General features: G+C 61.6%; 15 protein-coding genes. 4 read left to right on the forward strand and 11 right to left on the reverse strand.

Annotated features, from left to right (window positions below; translation table 11 throughout):
- Positions 1-709 precede the first annotated feature (709 nt).
- Positions 710-1,534, forward strand: a complete 825-nt coding sequence (locus NKI10_RS28155) for an SIR2 family NAD-dependent protein deacylase (RefSeq protein ID WP_023682459.1) — start codon at positions 710-712, stop codon at positions 1,532-1,534.
- A 129-nt stretch (positions 1,535-1,663) separates the two neighbouring features.
- Here NKI10_RS28155 and NKI10_RS28160 read toward each other — a convergent pair whose 3' ends face one another.
- From NKI10_RS28160 to NKI10_RS28170, 3 genes are all read right to left on the reverse strand, one after another.
- Positions 1,664-2,731, reverse strand: a complete 1,068-nt coding sequence (locus NKI10_RS28160; protein WP_023682460.1) for a M42 family metallopeptidase — start codon at positions 2,729-2,731, stop codon at positions 1,664-1,666.
- A 46-nt stretch (positions 2,732-2,777) separates the two neighbouring features.
- Entirely contained in the window at positions 2,778-3,206 is a 429-nt protein-coding gene (locus tag NKI10_RS28165; RefSeq protein WP_050485925.1) for a GFA family protein, read from the reverse strand.
- A gap of 69 nt (positions 3,207-3,275) precedes the next feature.
- The gene (locus NKI10_RS28170; protein ID WP_352862416.1) at positions 3,276-3,887 is read right to left on the reverse strand and encodes an ATP-dependent Clp protease proteolytic subunit; all 612 of its coding nucleotides are present in this window, start codon (positions 3,885-3,887) and stop codon (positions 3,276-3,278) included.
- A 480-nt stretch (positions 3,888-4,367) separates the two neighbouring features.
- Between NKI10_RS28170 and NKI10_RS28175 the strand changes: the two genes are divergently transcribed.
- Positions 4,368-5,732 (forward strand): Do family serine endopeptidase, encoded by a 1,365-nt coding sequence (locus NKI10_RS28175; protein WP_352862417.1) that lies wholly within the window; start codon positions 4,368-4,370, stop codon positions 5,730-5,732.
- A gap of 183 nt (positions 5,733-5,915) precedes the next feature.
- Here the strand turns inward: NKI10_RS28175 and NKI10_RS28180 are convergent, their stop codons facing one another.
- The 6 genes from NKI10_RS28180 to NKI10_RS28205 all read right to left on the reverse strand — a co-directional run bounded on the left by NKI10_RS28180 (position 5,916) and on the right by NKI10_RS28205 (position 12,940).
- Positions 5,916-6,881, reverse strand: coding sequence for an ABC transporter permease (locus NKI10_RS28180; RefSeq protein ID WP_352497368.1), 966 nt, complete (start codon positions 6,879-6,881; stop codon positions 5,916-5,918).
- A gap of 3 nt (positions 6,882-6,884) precedes the next feature.
- Complete coding sequence (locus NKI10_RS28185; RefSeq protein WP_502897590.1) at positions 6,885-7,889, reverse strand: ABC transporter permease; 1,005 nt, start codon at positions 7,887-7,889, stop codon at positions 6,885-6,887.
- The gene (locus NKI10_RS28190; protein WP_023682466.1) at positions 7,886-9,430 is read right to left on the reverse strand and encodes a sugar ABC transporter ATP-binding protein; all 1,545 of its coding nucleotides are present in this window, start codon (positions 9,428-9,430) and stop codon (positions 7,886-7,888) included. The genes NKI10_RS28185 and NKI10_RS28190 overlap by 4 nt, the downstream gene beginning before the upstream one ends.
- A gap of 60 nt (positions 9,431-9,490) precedes the next feature.
- Entirely contained in the window at positions 9,491-10,471 is a 981-nt protein-coding gene (locus NKI10_RS28195; RefSeq protein ID WP_023672664.1) for an ABC transporter substrate-binding protein, read from the reverse strand.
- A gap of 103 nt (positions 10,472-10,574) precedes the next feature.
- Positions 10,575-12,194 (reverse strand): GMC family oxidoreductase, encoded by a 1,620-nt coding sequence (locus NKI10_RS28200; protein WP_023815751.1) that lies wholly within the window; start codon positions 12,192-12,194, stop codon positions 10,575-10,577.
- Positions 12,191-12,940, reverse strand: a complete 750-nt coding sequence (locus NKI10_RS28205; RefSeq protein ID WP_023748427.1) for an FCD domain-containing protein — start codon at positions 12,938-12,940, stop codon at positions 12,191-12,193. The genes NKI10_RS28200 and NKI10_RS28205 overlap by 4 nt, the downstream gene beginning before the upstream one ends.
- 188 nt (positions 12,941-13,128) lie before the next feature.
- Between NKI10_RS28205 and NKI10_RS28210 the strand changes: the two genes are divergently transcribed.
- Together NKI10_RS28210 and NKI10_RS28215 are read left to right on the forward strand one after the other, a co-directional pair.
- Positions 13,129-14,223, forward strand: coding sequence for a mandelate racemase/muconate lactonizing enzyme family protein (locus tag NKI10_RS28210; protein ID WP_352862418.1), 1,095 nt, complete (start codon positions 13,129-13,131; stop codon positions 14,221-14,223).
- 293 nt (positions 14,224-14,516) lie between these two features.
- Positions 14,517-14,927 carry a hypothetical protein gene (locus NKI10_RS28215; RefSeq protein ID WP_352862419.1) on the forward strand — a complete coding sequence of 137 codons (411 nt, stop codon included), beginning with the start codon at positions 14,517-14,519 and terminating at the stop codon, positions 14,925-14,927.
- A gap of 618 nt (positions 14,928-15,545) precedes the next feature.
- On the opposite strand, the gene NKI10_RS28220 is transcribed toward NKI10_RS28215, so the two are convergent.
- Both NKI10_RS28220 and NKI10_RS28225 read right to left on the reverse strand, forming a co-directional pair.
- The gene (locus NKI10_RS28220) at positions 15,546-16,283 is read right to left on the reverse strand and encodes an SDR family oxidoreductase (RefSeq protein WP_245263955.1); all 738 of its coding nucleotides are present in this window, start codon (positions 16,281-16,283) and stop codon (positions 15,546-15,548) included.
- A gap of 70 nt (positions 16,284-16,353) precedes the next feature.
- Complete coding sequence (locus tag NKI10_RS28225; protein WP_023710477.1) at positions 16,354-16,851, reverse strand: 2,4'-dihydroxyacetophenone dioxygenase family protein; 498 nt, start codon at positions 16,849-16,851, stop codon at positions 16,354-16,356.

Raw genomic sequence — 16,851 nt, forward strand, 5'->3', positions numbered from 1 at the left:
GCTACCGATCTTGCAGCGCGGGGGTCGACCGCTGCATGGCTCGAACTGTGCAAGCGAGCATTTGTTCCGGGCCGCATGCAAAGCATCGGCGTTTCATTGCAATTCTGGGGGACACAACCAGCATTTCGCTTCAGTCCGCCGCCGATGTGGGAGGATGAATACCGCCTTGCGCTAATTCGTCCGCCCTGGACACGAAACCAACCGCGCATTGAGCGCGTAGCTTCGGCGATTTAAAAACACCTGCACTGGAATATTTCCGGGCGCATGGAACATCTCCGGCCGCTGATGTTTAGGCCGGAATGACGATGATCTCTGTTCTTACAATGATTTACTCTCTCGCCATCTTTATCGGCGCGAAGCGGCGCAACCTCTTGGTGAATGCGAAACTCGATAGAGTTTTGCGCAATATGGCTGGCGCAGAACTGAATCAACGTGGCCAGTAAACCGCAACACCGCCGGTTCCAGTTCACAGCCAGTGTCCTCGCGGCCGCTACCTCGGTTCGGGTGGCAAGCGGCTCGGCAGGACTGCAAGGGCCGCCCCCTCTGGGCTGGCTGGTGCGTGGTCGATCCGATTTCGTCGATGAGGGCGGAGCACGATGCTCCCGCAGTGCGCCGTGCTGGCTCGAATTGCGGGGCCGCGTCCACGATCCGCTCACGGGGCACGCACCTTTAGGTCCGGCCCACGCGAGTGGCTTCGGAGGACCTATCCATGAACGATGATGATCCTATAAATTCGCTCGCCAATGCAATTCGTCATCGCAGCGCAATTTTGTTTGTGGGGGCGGGGGTATCGATCAGCGTCGGACTTCCGTCTTGGGAGAAGCTCATCGAGCGAATGGCAAAGGAGCTCGGCGTCGACGATGAATTTTCCACGCGACGCGATCGTTTTCAGACCTTGGCCGAATACTATCGGATCAAGCATGGCAGCATCGGACCACTTCGCAGTTGGATGGACAGAAACTGGTCTGTCGCCAAGGAACGGATCGAGAAATCGGAATTGCACCGTCTCATCGTGACGCTCGATTTTCCCGTCATCTATACGACGAACTATGACCGGAACCTGGAACTCGCTTTTGAAATCCACGGTCGAGAGTACGTGAAAGTGGCCAACGCACGGCACGTTGCGCAGGCCCGTCGAGGCATAACGCACATCGTGAAATTTCACGGCGACTTTGACGAGGACTCTTCCCTTGTCCTCACCGAAACCGACTATCTTGACCGCCTGTCCTTCAATTCTCCCCTTGATGTCCGCTTTCGCTCCGACGCTCTCGGCAGCACGATCCTGTTCATTGGCTATAGCCTCTCCGATCCAAACATCCGGCTGCTGTTGCACCGGCTTTGGCAAACCTGGCACCGGTCTGGATATGAGAAAGATCGTCCCCCTTCGTTCATCTTCATGCCCAGCCGCAACCCTGTGGAGGAGGCCGTGCTTGGGCGCTGGGGTATTTCGGTGCTCGTTGGCGCAGGTGATGATCCTGAAGCCGGTCTGACGGATTTCCTCAGGCGTTTGGTGGAAGCGGTCGCGGTGACCTGAGGCGCGCTCCCCAGTGGACCGTGGTTGGGTTTTCGCAGGTGCGCGGTGACCGACGAACCGGGCGGTGGCCGACAGGCGCCAGATCGGCGACTGTTGGAGCCACGACTTCCACAATCAATCCCGCAGCGATCATCTTGGCGTGAAGTCGATCTCCGGCGTCAATTGCCGGCAATATGCACAAACCAAGTCAATCGTCGTTTGCACATCATCCAAGCAAACAACTTCGGACGGGGTATGCATGTAACGCAAAGGCACGGAGAGCACCCCACTTGCGACGCCGCCGCGGTTCTGCTGCATGACACGCGCGTCGGTAGGGCTTGAGCTGCCCACCGCCTGAAACTGATAAGGCAGGCCCTCTTTCTCGGCCACCGACTTCAGCAGATTGAACACCACCGGGTTGGTGTTCGCGCCTTGAGTGATTGCCGGCCCTTTCCCAAGGTCCAGTTTGCCCTGATCCTCGGCGCGAGCGCGCGGATAGTCCATCGCCACGCCCATATCGATTGCGAGGCCGGTTCGAGGCGCGATATTGAACGCCGAGGTCATCGCGCCTCGGGAACCGATTTCCTCTTGAACCGTACCCAGGATATAGAGCCCCACGCCGGGGTGAACGCCTCCCTCCTCAGAGAGGCAGCGCAGCACCTCGGCGCCGATGAGGAGGCCGACCTTGTTGTCGAACGCTCGTCCGACAGCAAGGTTGCCCTGGAGCGCTGCAAACTCGCCATGGATAGTCACCGCGCTGCCGACCTCTACGACCTTCAACGCTTCCTCTCGCGAACTCGCGCCGATATCGATCCACAGTTCCATCAGCGAGGGTGTTTGAGACGTGTCAGAGGCTTTGAAGGTCTGGATTGCTTTGCGACCCACGACCCCCAGGATCGGCTCTTTGCCGTGCACCCAGACACGCTGGCCGATTTCAGTGGCAACGTCCGTTCCACCTATGGTGCTGAAGAACAGAAAACCGTCATCGTCGATGTAGTGGACGATGAAGCCGACCTCATCCATGTGCCCGGCATACATGAAGCGCATAGACGCCTCAGGATTGATGATCGCTGTGACATTGCCCATGACGTCCGTCGTCAACCTGTGGGCATACGGACGAACATACTCGCGGAAAAGCTCCGCTACAGGTTGCTCAAAGCCGCTCGGCGACGGGGTCGCCACAATTTTCTTCAAGAACTTGAGTGATTCATCGCGCATGAAGCTGACTTTCACAGTTCATGGGTGGAGGGCCATTCGAGCATGGTCATACTCGTCGGGCTTCGCGCCAATTTTGGCCTTCTTCGGTGCGATCGCCCGCGAATTGGTCAGCCCAAGGCAGGTTGTGGAGCCAGGCTTCGCGCCGGGGGGTCCAAAGCTCGTATGCCGGGAGAAGGTCGTTTGGCGCATCATCGAGAGTGCCGATCATGATCTCGGCTTCGTCGTCGCGGAGGTTCACCACGCGCGACCCGCATGCCGGACAAAAACCTCTGCCGTTGAATGCAACAAGCTCGCCCTTGCACTGGTAAGCCGACCGCGGCCACACGGCAAAGGCACTGTAGGTGCTGCCGCTGGTTCTCTTGCAATCCTGGCAATGACACAAGCCAACGCGCAACGGCGCGCCGGTGACAACATACCTCACAGACCCGCAAAGACAGCCGCCGGTCCGCTCTATCTTTTCAACCTTGCCGTTCATGGTCGCCGGAGCCATGAGTGAGGGAAGCGTGTTGGACTCGGCTCTGCCGTTTGCATCCGAGGCGTCAAGTTAATCGGCAATGTCTTCAACAAGGCCCAACTCCAAAGCTCTGGCTGCCATCAGGTAGCAGTTGGTCAAGGCATGGTCGCGCAGCTCTTCCAGCGATGTTCGAGAACCTTGGACGAGATCGGCGAACCCTTCATTCTCGAGTCGCTCTGCCGTTTCCAACAGCGCAAGTTGTCCGCGAACGATCTGAAGACAGCTTCGAATTGGTCCATTCAGAACCAAGTCTTTCTCAAGCCTTCTTTCATGAATCAGCAGGACTGCTTGCGGGCAAAGGAACCTGCAGGCTTTCGGGAAAGCGGCAAGGACCGTTACCCCGGCAGAGTAAACCGTATTCTTGCCAATGATGTAGCCGTTGCGGCCCGAGTGTTTCAGAAAAAGCTTGAACTCTAGAGCTAGACGTCGCGCGCCGTCGGCGTCGCCTCCGGGCGTGTCGATTTCAACGTAGAGATCGTCTTCCCCGGAACGCACGGCTTTCAAATCGTCCAAGGCTTTGGTGACGACAGTGTCATCAATCAAGCCGTGTATACGCAAGTTTGGATCGAACAAAAGCCGGTGAAGGTCTGGAGCGGGCGGCGGGGAGACGGTGTGTTCGGCTGACTGGGGCAACAGATCCATATAGACATCCTCACTATGGGGCCGAACTTAGTTGGTACCCTTTTGTTCCCTTGAGGGAGTTCGAGCGGCGGTGATCACGACCGCGTCTCTCTGCGGCTGTTGAGCTCCCTCTTGCATTGCAGATCGTTTTCGCACCAGGCCCGGTAGAGGCACCTCAGCCGCTGGGTTGGCTCCATGGGCATATCGGGCATTTGCCGGAGCTGACGCAGTCGCTTTGCTGACTTCTGCCACGTCCGGGACCAGTCCTGTGGACGGTTGAACTCGACGGCCTCAATGGTTCCCGGCTGCTGCCTTCCGGACCCCCGCGGTCGGGCTGTTTTTCCTGGCCGTGCCATTTTTCCGGGGGGCTGAAACAAACAGCTTTGTTGGCAGTTCTAGCGTCCGGAGCACCGGCTCCGCGCGGCGCGGCCGAGCGGCCGGGGCTGTCCGGCAGGAGGTCCAGCAATGTCTCACGATATGCAAAGACGATTTGCAACGCGCTTGATCGCGGTTGCGCTGATGCTCTCGGCCAGTGGCGTGGCGCCTGTCCTGGCCCAGGATACCCCGACCGACTTCACGGCGATCATTCAGCAGAAATTGCCGGCCGTGGTCGCGATCACGACCCGGGAGGTTGTCCAGGAACAGACGACGGCGGGCGACTTTACAAGTCCGTTCGACGGCCAGGGCCTCGGACCCGTTCAGCCACAGGTGAGGGAGGCGCTTGGCTCCGGATTTGTGATCAGTCCCGACGGCTACATCGTCACCAACAACCATGTCGTTGCCGATGCGACAGAGATCCATGTCGTATTTTCCGACAAGGAAACGGCGCCGGCGCAATTGGTCGGCCGTGACCCCGCCACCGATATAGCGGTGCTGAAGGTCGACCCGCGGCCCAACATGACCACGACCAAATGGGGTGACTCGGATGCAATGCAGCCGGGCGCATGGACAATCGCGATCGGCAGTCCCTTCGGACTCGGAGGGACAGTCACTGTCGGCGTTCTGTCGGCCCGCTCGCGAGACATTCAAGCCGGGCCGTACGACGATTTTCTCCAGACGGACGCGTCGATCAATCGAGGCAACTCGGGCGGTCCGCTGTTCAACGCACGTGGCGAGGTGATCGGCGTCAACACCGCCATTGTCTCGCCGTCGGGCGGCAGCATCGGGATCGGATTTGCGGTGCCATCGCGCACCGCCCAGAGCATCGCCGACCAGTTGATTAGAACCGGCCGGATCGAGCGTGGCTTCATCGGGGTCCGCCTGCAGGACATCACGCCGTCGCTGGCTGAGGCCCTCGGGATGAAGGATGACAAGGGCGCGCTGGTTGCTTCGGTCGAGCCCGGCAGCCCGGCGGAGAAAGCCGGCTTGAAGCCGGGTGACGTGATCACCCGGTTCAACGGCAAGGGCATTGAGGGTGTCCATGACCTCACGCTTGCGACGGCTAGCCAGAAGCCTGGCAGCAAGGCCACTCTGACACGGAGTAACGGCGGCAAGGACCAGGAGATCGCGCTTGTCATCGGTGAGCGCAAGGATGCGGAGGTGAAGACCGGCGCTGTTCCCGACAAGAGGTCGGCGGCCGAAGGCCTCGGCCTATCGCTCAGCCAGATTCCGGATCAGGCGCGTCAGCAGCTCGGCATCAAATCAGGAACGACCGGCGTCTTCGTCGTGGAAGTGGTTCCCGATGGCCTTGCCGCCCGGAGCGGATTGCAGCCGGGCGATGTCATCATATCGGCCAACAATCGCCGCGTGACGGAGCCTTCGGACATCGTCGAGGAGTGGGCGAACTCTCGCCGGCAGAGCAAGCCCATCCTGTTTCGGCTGGAAAGGCAGGGGCAGTCCGTGTTCGTGGCGGTCGCCGGGAAATGACCGTCTCCAGGACGACCATGTGACTGCACCACGATCCGCTTGCGGATCCCGCTCCAAGGGTGTCGGACCCCAGGTGCACCGGGGAAGCATCGCCGCAGAAAGTCTGCGGGATGCGCTCATCGGCCGGGTGCGCAACGCGCACTGATTCTGCAGCGCCATCGTGCTCGAAGGCGCTCGCCATCCTCAGGCAGTTTCGCGCCTTGCCGTAAGCCGTGCCTGGAGAAGGACGACGACGAGCAAAAACAGCCCGCGGATCACCGACTGCCAGTAGGCTGACAGCGAAATCCAACCCATGCCGTTTTCGAAGTTCAGGACGTTGAAAAGGATCCCGAGCAACAGCACGCCGGCCAGCGTGGTCAACACCGAGCCCGAGCCGCCGGTCAGCAGCGTCCCGCCCACGACCACGGCTGCGATGGCAAACAGCTCCCAGCCGACGCCCTCGATCGGCTGGCCTGCGCCGAACTGAGAAGCGAGGACGACGCCGGCGAGCCCGGCCAGGCACCCGCTTGCGACATAGACGAGAAATTTGACGCGGTCAGTGCGCAGCCCCATCAGCCGCGAGGCATCCTCGCCACCGCCGATGGCCAGCACCGTCCGTCCCGTGCTGGTGTAGTTCAGGACCACTGAGCCGACGGCATAGGCAACCAGGGCGATGACTGCCGGAATCGGGAAAATCCAGAAATTCCCTTGGCCGATGGCGGTGAAACCCGAATCATAAGACACCGAAACGGTCTGGTTGCCGGCCAGAAGCAGCGCCGAGCCGCTTGCGGCCAGCATGGTGGCAAGCGTGGCGATGAATGGCATCAGGTTTCCGCGCGTAACCAGGAGCGCGTTGATCAGCCCGGCTGCCAGGCCGGCGCCAACGCCCGCTGCAAGGCCTGCCGCGATGCCGTGCGGGCTCGCCAGGGCGGAAGCGACGCTGCCCAAGGCGGCGACGGAGCCGACGGACAGGTCTATGCCGCCGGTCATGATCACGAAGCACATGCCGAGCGCGACGAGCGCGAACATCGAGTTGTAGCGCAGAACGCTCATCACGTTGAAGAGGCCGAGGAAGCGGTCGTAGCGCAGGAATCCGAACAGGACGAGGGCTGCAAGCGCGATGACGACACCGTAAGTGCCGATGATGCGAACCAGTCTGGCGCTGTTCATGGATTACACCCGGTGTTGCTGCTGCAGCCAGACGGCGAATGCGATGATGCCGGCCTTGACGACGAGCGCAGCGGCGTCGGGCACGCCATTGGCGAGCAGCGTGTAGCGCACCAACTGGATGGTCAGTGCGCCCAGCAGGGTGCCGATGATTGTGGCCTTTCCGCCACTCAACAGCGTGCCGCCCACCGCGACCGCCGCGATGGCGTCGAGTTCCATGCCCAGCCCCACGAGATTGGCGTCGCTGGAGGAGTTGATCGCAATGACGACGAGACCGGCCAGCCCCGCGCACAGGCCGCTGATCGCATAGACGGCGAGCTTGATCCTCGATACGGCGATGCCGGCCAGTTCAGACGCCTTTTCATTGCCGCCGACAGCCAGGATGCTTCGCCCGAACACCGTGCGGTGAAGGGCCCAAGCGGCCGCCGCAACCAGCACGGCCATGATGATGACCTGCGCGGGAATGCCGAGCGGGCGGGCAAGTCCGATCCACTGGAATTGCGGCACGCGGAAGGTCTGCAGATTGCCGTTGGTCATGACCTGCGCGATCCCGCGCCCGGCGATGAACAGCACGAGCGTTGCGACGATCGGTTGGATGCGGAAGCGCGAGACCAACCAGCCGTTGAACCACCCGAACAGGCCGGCGACGAAGATCGAGGCAACCATCGCGACGGCTACCGCCAGATAGATGTTTCCGACCGGGAAGATCGTGCCCATGAAGATCATCGGCGCCAATGCGCCGGAGATCGCCATCAGCGAACCAACCGACAGGTCGATGCCGCCGGTGGCGATCACCAGGGTCATCCCCACCGCGACGATCACAATCGTGCAGACCTGGGTTAGGTTGACGTTGAGTGTCTGCAGCGTCGCGAAATTGCGCGTATAGGCAAGGTTGAAGACCACCAGCAGCACAAGCGCGATCACCGTGCCGTAGCGCGCCAGGAAACCGAACACATCAAAGCGGCGGTTTCCAGCGTCGTTGGCTGCGGATGGTGTGGCCAGATCGCTCACGCTGCCTCCTTCGCCGCGCCGCCATGCGCCATCGCCGCGAGCACGTCCTCCTCGTTGGCTGCCTGGCCTTCCAGTTCGGCCACCCTCACTCCTTCGCGCAGCACGAATATGCGGTCGGCTCCTTCCATCACTTCCTCGAGTTCCGAGGAGATCATCAGCACGCCGAGCCCGTCATCGGCAAGCTTGCGGATGAGGCGCTGGATCTCGGCCTTGGCCCCGACATCGATGCCGCGCGTCGGCTCATCGAGAATGAGCAGCTTCGGGTTCATTGCCAGCCAGCGGGCAAGCAGCACCTTTTGCTGGTTGCCGCCCGACAACTCGCGGACCTTCTGGTTAGGCCCCGAGCATTTGATGTCGAGTTCACGAATGAAGCGCTCGACGATCTCCTTCTGCCGGGCCTCGTTCAGGATGCCATTGCGGCTGATTTTCGGCAGCAGTGCCAGTGTTATGTTCTCCGCGACGGTCATTTCCGGCACGATGCCCTCGGCCTTGCGGTCCTCAGTGCAGAAGCCCATCCCTGCGGCGATGGCATCGGCGGCACGTGCGGGATGGTAGGACGCGCCCTCCATCGTCATCTCGCCTGCGCTCCGGCGGTCGGCGCCGAATACGAGGCGGGCTGTTTCGGTGCGGCCGGCGCCGAGCAAGCCGGCAAAGCCGGCGATCTCGCCGCGGCGCAGGTCGAAGCTCACGTCACGCACCAACTGGCCGGCCGCCAGCCCTTGCGCGGTAAACAGCACATCACCGATCCTCGACCGATCGCGTTCACCGAACGCGGTCGCATGGCCTTCGACGGCTGCGACGTCGCGGCCGAGCATGGCCGCGACCAGCTCCAGCTTGCCGATGTCGCTCATCGCCGCGCTTCGCACCGTGCGGCCGTCACGCATGATCGTGACCCGGTCGCAGACCTCATACAACTCGTCGAGCTTGTGGCTGACGAACAGAACGGAGACGCCGTCGGCCTTGAGCTGACGGATAACGCTGAACAAGACCGAGACTTCACGCTCGTCCAGCGAGGAGGTCGGCTCATCCATGATCACGAGGCGGGCGGAAAAGCCGATGGCGCGGGCGATCGCCACCATCTGCTGCGTGGCGGTGTTGAAATCGCTGAGCGGGCGGCGCACGTCGATGCCGATCGAGAAGCGGCTGAGCAGGCGCTCGGCTTCCGCATGCATCGCGCTCCAGTCGAGCAGGCCGCGGCGGCGCTTCTCGCGTCCAAGGCAGATGTTCTCGGTCACCGAGCGCAGCGGTACGAGATTGATCTCCTGGTAGATGGTGCTGATGCCGCTGACCTGCGCCTGATGCGGAGACCCAACTTCGAACGGCTTCCGTTCGAACAGCACCTGCCCCGCATCCCGGCGGTAATAGCCGGTGAGCACCTTGATAAGCGTCGATTTGCCCGCACCGTTCTGGCCGATGAGTGCGTGGATCTCGCCCGGAAGAACCTGGAGCGAGGCATCGGCCAGGGCAGGGATGCCGGCAAAACGCTTCTGGATGTCACGCATGTCCAGGAGCAGCGCGGCTTGGTCCGGCTGAGCGGTCATCGTCAAACTCCCAAACCCTACCCGCCGAAGCGGGTAGGGCAACTGGAAAGAAAGTGGATATCAGAACGCAATATCGAAGTCTTTCTTCGCGTTCGTGGCGTCGAAGAAGGCATCCTCGTTCTTGATGAACGGCGGGATCTTCTTGCCGGCCGCATAGTCGGCCATCGTTGCGAAGGCCTTCGGCCCGAACAGCGGGCTGCAAGCGCAGATAGCGCCGATCTTGCCGTCAATGATCGCCTGGACGCCTTCCTTCTCGCCGTCGATCGACAAGATCAGCACATCCTTGCCCGGGGTCTTGCCGGCTGCTTCCAAAGCGGCGATGGCGCCCAGCGCCATCTCATCATTATGCGCGTAGATGATATCCGCATCAGGGTGCGCCTGAAGCAGCGTCTCGGCGACCTGCCGGCCCTTGTCGCGGGCGAAGTCGCCGGACTGCGACGCCAGGATGGTGAACTGCGAGTGCTTGGCGATGAAATCGTCGAAGCCTTTCTTGCGGTCGGTAGCGGCCGAGGCTCCGGTCGTGCCTTCCAGCTCGATGATCTTCGACTTGCCATTGGCGTTCTTGACCAGCCATTCGCCGACGCGGGTCGCCTCCTCGATGAAATCCGAACCGATGAAGCAGACATAATCCTCGCCCGGCTTGGCCATGGTGTGATCAACGTCGCGGTCGACCAGAAACACCGGTATGCCGGCATCGCGCGCGGCAAGAATGACCGGCACCAGGGGCTTGTCTTCGCGGGGCGGCAGGAAGATTGCGTCGACGCCCTGCGCGATCATCGAGTTCACGTCGGAGGCCTGCTTGGCCGACGAACCGGCGGCATCCGTGTAGACCAGCTGATGGCCAAGCTTGGCGGCTTCGTCCTGCATGCTCTTGGTCTCGGCAAGACGCCACGGATTGTTGCTTTCCGTCTGGGCGAAACCGACCTTGTACTTGTCCTTCTTGGCGAGCGGCGGGAGCGCCGCGAAGGCGCGTGAGCCGAGTGTCAGCGCGACCGCGCCGGCGGCGGAGCCAACCAGTAGTTTTCGACGGGTAATGATCATGCTCTTTCCTCCTTTATTGTCGCTTTCAGCGACTGTGTAATTTCCTCACGATATCGGCCCAGACGGCTTCGGCGATGACGCCGTCGGCAAGCTGGGTCAGGCGCTATGCCGCCTCCAAAATAAAGTCGGCGCAGCGGTCGCCCAGCATCATGGCGGGCGCCGCCGTATTGCCGGCATTGATGTTGGGGCAGGCCGACATGTCGGCAACCCGCAGATTGTCTATTCCGCGCACGCGCAGCGCCGCGTCCAGGACCGCCATCCGGTCGCTGTCCGAGCCCATCCGGCATGTCCCGGCCGGATGGTAGTTGGTCTTCACAAAGCGCTTGCAATGCTTTGTCATGGCTTCGTCGCTGAGATCATCCTGGCTTGGCACGGCAATGGCCTTGACCCGATCGGCGAGCGGCTTGGTCTGAAAAGCCTGCAGGAAATAACGCTGGCCGGAGATCATTTCCCTCATGTCGTCGGGATGTTTAAGGAGGTTCGGCGAAACGATCGGCATGTCCTTCGGATCCGCCGAACGCAGCCTTACGAAACCGCGCGACTTTGGCTTCACCACCACTGTCGTCACGGTAAGCCCATAGGTGTTCTCGACCAAGGTCAGGATATCGCGGTCCAGATAGACGTGCGGCACGCAGAAGGCCTGGATCGTCGGTTCGCCCTCGGGATCGGCCGGATTGACGAAGGCTCCGGCCTCTACCCCCGCTGACAGGATCGTGCCGGTGCCGAAGAGCTTGAAATGCAGGCCGTTCCTGATCATCCTCCAGCCTTGGCCCTGCCTGAAATAGCCGTATGGGCCGTTTGCGGTGGCGATGATCGGCACCTCTGGATGGTCGATCAGGTTTTCGCCGACCCCGGGCAGGTCGGCGACGCAGGAAATGCCGTGCCCGGCAAGCGCCTCGGCGGGGCCGATGCCGGACAGCATGAGCAGTTTCGGCGAGACGAGGGCACCGGACGAGACGATCACGTCGGCATCTGCATGGACGGTATGCTCGGCGCCCGACGCATCCGAATAGACGACGCCGGTGACCCGACCGTTTTCGATCAGCAGCCGGCTGACTGTGCAATTGAGTTTCAGCGTCAGCTTGGGATCATTCGTCAGCGGCTCGATGAAGGCATAGGCGGCGCTGCTTCGCTTTCCCCGCCGGTTCATGAACTGGTAGAAGCCGACCCCGCGCTGCGACGGTCCGTTGAAGTCATGGTTGTACGGCAATCCAAGGCCTTGGACGGCCTGGACGAACCAACGGGAAACATCATCGATGTGGCCTGGATCCGAGACCAGCAGCGGACCTTCGCTGCCATGCAGTTCGCCGCCGAGGCGGTTGTTTCCCTCCATGCCGGTGAAATGCGGCAGCACCGCCTGCCAGTTCCAGCGCACGCCGGCATTGTTGCCGCGCAGCAGTTCGTCCCACTCCTCATAATCGGCCGAGCGGCCTCGCATGTAGACCTGGGCGTTGACCGAGGTGCCGCCGCCCAGCACGTTGCCTTGCGAGATTTCATGGACGCGGCCGTCGAGATGGGCCTGCGGCTCGGTGCGGTGATAGCGCATGAATTTCGAGCCGTTGATCATCTTGAAGATGCCGGGCGGCATGTCGAGCAAGGGATGATGATGGGAATGGCCGGCCTCCAGCAGCAGGGTTCGCCGTCCCGCTTTGACAAGCCTTGCCGCCGCGACGCAGCCGGCTGCTCCGCCGCCCACCACGATATGGTCGTAGGACTGCGTCATGCTTCCGGCGCCTCACGGCTTTCGAATGTACCGCGGACATACTCCCAGGCCGCCGAGAGGTGGTTGAGCAGCGCCCGCTCGGCGCCGTCAGGATCTCGCTCAATGATGGCCGTGCAGATTTCACGATGGCTGAGGAAATTCACGCGGTTGCGCTCGGGCGACCGTGGCATGCGCATCCAATGCGGCGACAGCCAGGCGGTAAATGCCTTGTGCACGACAGGCAGCACCGGGTTGCGCGCGATATCATAGAGCGCTGCGTGGAACGCCACGTCCGTCGCATAGAATTTCTCGGAATCCGGGATCGCCGCCTCGTTCATCGCCAGCGCCGCCCTCAGGGCTGCGATGTCATCCTTGCGGGCATGGATGGCGGCGTTGCGCGCCAGCGACGCCTCGAGGAAGACGCGCATGTCGTAGAGGTTCTTCACGCCCGCCTGGTCGCTCAGCAGATGTCCTACGATGCCGTCGAGGGCGCCGAGCGCGGCATCCAGGCCAGGCCGGCGCGCCACGGGCCGGAACCGCGGACGCGCTTCCACCAGGCCGCGGCTGGCCAGGCGCGCAATCGCCTCACGCACAACGCCCCGGCCTACACCATACTCGATCATCAGTTCGCGCTCGGCCGGCAGGTAGCTGCCGTCGCCAAGCCTTCCGGACGTGATGTCGGCCTCTATGCCGGCCACCATCGCGTCGGCCGCGCGGGCGGCGAGAATAGCCGCGGGCATCTCAGGACGCTCTTCCGTATCCAGCAAGCCTTTTTCCTCCCAGATGGTCCTGTTATTAGAAGGTAAATCGGACCAAAGCACAAGCGGATTGATGCTTTTGTAGGACCAAAAATGACTGATTGGCTTCAGAATCGCTGAAAGATGAGCCACATTGTTGCCAGTCAGCGCTGCCGGTGCAATTATGGTCCGATGAAAAAGCCTGAATGGAGCGCAGCATGAGCCGCACCGAAATCAAGGAAGTCGAGACCCGGCTGTTCCGGGTCCCACTGCGTGAGGTGATGACCGATGCCAAGCACGGCGCGCACACGCATTTCGAGCTGGTCACCGTCACGCTGAGGCTTGCCGACGGCACCGAGGGCACAGGCTACACCTACACCGGCGGCAAGGGCGGCTATGCCATCAAGGCAATGATCGATCACGACCTCGCGCCGTTCCTCAAGGCACGCGACGCAACGCAAATCCACACGATCTACGACGGCATGCTCTGGCACATCCACTATGTCGGGCGCGGCGGCATCGCTTCTTTCGCGATCTCGGCGATCGACATCGCATTATGGGACCTCAAGGGCCGGCGTAGCGGCCTGCCGCTTTGGCAGATGGCGGGCGGGGCCGGGAAGAGTGCCAAGGCCTATCGCGGCGGCATCGACCTAAACTTTACCCTCGATCAGCTTTTGGCCAGCATCGATTCCTATCTCAATGCCGGCTTCACCGGGGTGAAGATCAAGGTCGGCAAGGACGACCTGGCCGAGGATGTGGCCCGGGTGAAAGCAGTTCGCGAGCGCATAGGACATCACATCACCTTTATGGTTGACGCCAACTACGCGCTCGACGTCCCGCGAGCGATCGAGGCAGCGAGAGCATTCGCCGCCTACGATCTGCTGTGGTTCGAGGAGCCCATCATACCCGACGACTATGAGGGTTACGCCAGCATTGCCAAGGCGACCGGAATGCCCCTGGCAATGGGAGAAAACCTGCATATCGTCGAGGAGTTCGAGCATGCCTTCGCTTGGTCGAATCTCGCCTACATCCAACCCGACGCCTCCAACTGCGGCGGGGTCACCGGCTGGCTGCGCGTGGCAGCGCTCTCACGGAAGGCTGGCATTCCGGTCTGCAGTCACGGGATGCAGGAACTTCATGTCAGCCTCGTTGCAGGTCAGACAAATGCCGGCTGGGTGGAGGCGCATAGTTTTGATATTGACCATTATACCACTGAGCCGCTGAGGCTTCAGGATGGTTTGGCGATAGCACCCGACGAGCCTGGAGTGGGCGTTGTCTTCGACTGGCGGAAATTGGCGGATTTTCGCCAATAGCGCCCCCTGAACGGCGGCACGGCCGCATGCATTTTGTCCAGATCCTGCTTCCTCGTTCCGGCAACGCGGAGAGCGCTTCGCCGAGGAAGACTTCGACCGTCTGAAGAACGAACTCGCCGCCGCCGCAGCCAGCGGGCATACCACTTATCGGATGCCACACTTACATTTGTAATTGCAGCGACGCTTCACCGGCTTTAACTCACGCGATCATAGCAGCGACACGACAAATGCAGGCGGCCGCCCGAAAACGGGCAGAAGCTGCAAGCATTGGGTGCGCCTGCAGGGAGGCGGCGATGGTTGCAACGCGTACGGACACTGCGCATGCGGTTATGGAGGACTTCATTCTATCACGGCACCGCTCACCGGTCCGCGAAGTTGGATTCTACGAGGCTATGAGTCAAACCCGACAAGCGATCGCCGCATCGCGCGAGGTGCTGAGGCGCTTTCGCGAACGTCAGGGCGACGACACTCCTCAAGCAAAGAATACAGACCGTGGTCCTGTCGCCGTGTCAGCCTTCGATGCCGACATCATACGCGCTGCATGCCGAGATCTGATCGCGGAGATGAACGTGCCCGAGTGTCAATGGCGCGAGCTGGCGCGAAGTCTGGTGCGCGAATTCGTGGCCTGCGAGCAGACCGAAGCCGGTTTGGTGGATTGGATCGTCCGCCGGCCAGCGATGACGGAGACGGACCAAGCCGGCTGACCGGAGCCAACTGGCGAGGCGGCGAATGAGCCAGGAGTCGGTCGACCGCAATTAACGCGAGCAAACAGTCCTCCCGGCGACTTGTTGCGCGGGAACTGCGGTGATCCGAGGATCGGAAACTTTGGCGAGCGGCTTGGACACATCTGATCCTCCTCGTTTTAGGCGTCCGGCCCCGTGTTCGTATTCGGAGACGAATGCGTCCAGCCGACTGTCTAAGGCAGACGGCGACGGCCATGTCGCGTTGCTCCCGGCCTTCGCACACAAAGGAGCCCAAGCCGGATGCTAACTGGCTGCATTAGGCCAATGGGAACAATTTGCGCGGGCCGAGCTTGGGCTAGCGTCGTACAGAGGTGCAAGTATGCAAGATAATTTTGACCGAGCTTCATCCGTCGCCGAGGTTGCGGAATCATTCGTGAGATCCCGGAGGCCGTTCTCTGTCGTATCGACCCGGGATGCGGTCACGATTGTCAGGAAACAGGCAGCTTTTTGCGAGCATACGGATGGCGAGCTTGCGGAGCTGGTGGCGGCAATTGCGGTCAGGCATGGTCGATTGGTCGCGTTCGATCTTGATCTCGACGACACAGGCTTGGAGATCGGTCGCGCAGCATAGCCAACGCCTCACGCAATGAGATAGCCACCGTCAACCGGCAGAATTGCCCCAGTGATGAACCCCGCGAGCGGAGAACACAAGAACAAGGCGGGGCCGGTCAGGTCGCCCGGCGTACCCCAGCGACCCATCGGAGTGCGTTTCATCAATTCCGCGTTGCGAACTGGATCGGCCCGTGGCGCGGCGGTCATGGCGGTCTCGATCCAGCCAGGCGCCAATGCGTTTACGCGGATGCCATCCCCGGCATAGGCGATGGCGAGCGACTTGGTAAGTTGCACGATGGCGCCCTTGGATGCGGCGTAAGCCGGGGCATGAGCCGCGCCGAAAAACGCGAACATCGAGGCGATGTTGACGATGGCGCCCCCGTTCGAGAGTGCCCCTCGGAACGCGCTCGCACTCCGCATGGAGCCGGTGAGATTGATATCGACCACCGTTTCGAAACCCTGGACAGTGAATTCGGCGGCGCGCAGGTTTACCCCTGCGCAATTTACGAGCGCTGCAACGGATGTGAACTGACTGGAATATCCTTCGACCGCAGTCATGTCCCGGACGTCGAGTACTGAATACGAGACGGCGGTGCCGTATGCACGAGCGGCCGCTACCTCGGCGGCCGTGGCCCCCGTCGCGTGGACAATTGCCCCGGCCTCGGCGAACGCCATGGCGATGCCGTTTCCGATACCTGTCGTGCCTCCGGTAATGACGACGGTCTTGCCCGCGAAGAAGGGCATGGCCCATATGGAGTCGGTCACCAATATCTCCTCGTTTCGCCTCTGTGGCGGACCGCGAACTCACCGCAGCGGAAGGCAAACGGGCGGATGTCTACCGTACGAATTGATCGACGAAATCGTCACCGAGACCCACGCTCGCATAGTGATTTCTGCACATGTCGATCTTGGTGAAAACGTCCTCGAAACCAATCTGCTTGTTATCCTTGTCCAGGTAAACCATGCAGCCGGAAATGTTGAAGAAGGTGATCATCTCGGGCACGTCGCTTGGAACCGTGAGCGTGTGGATTTCACCGGGCGGCTCGAAAACGTAAGATCCCGTCTCTGCCACCCAGTCGTGTTCAAGATAGTGCCAACGCCCCTTGATCACATAGCCATGCACGGGGGCCGGATGCAGATGACGGCTTAATATCCCGGCCCGGCGTACGCGGAGCAGATTGCACCACTGCCCTTGCATTGTGTTGAGCATAAGTGGTCGGAACCACACGCCCTCCGCCTGTGGGACCCAGACACGCTCGTCTTCGGGGACGGCAGCGATCGCGATCTCTTTCGGTGCCAGGGGATGGGCGGAGCCGTTGAAGGATTGATACAT

Origin of the sequence: Mesorhizobium sp. M0802 (assembly GCF_040320115.1) — a bacterium.
In the GTDB taxonomy this organism is placed as follows: domain Bacteria; phylum Pseudomonadota; class Alphaproteobacteria; order Rhizobiales; family Rhizobiaceae; genus Mesorhizobium.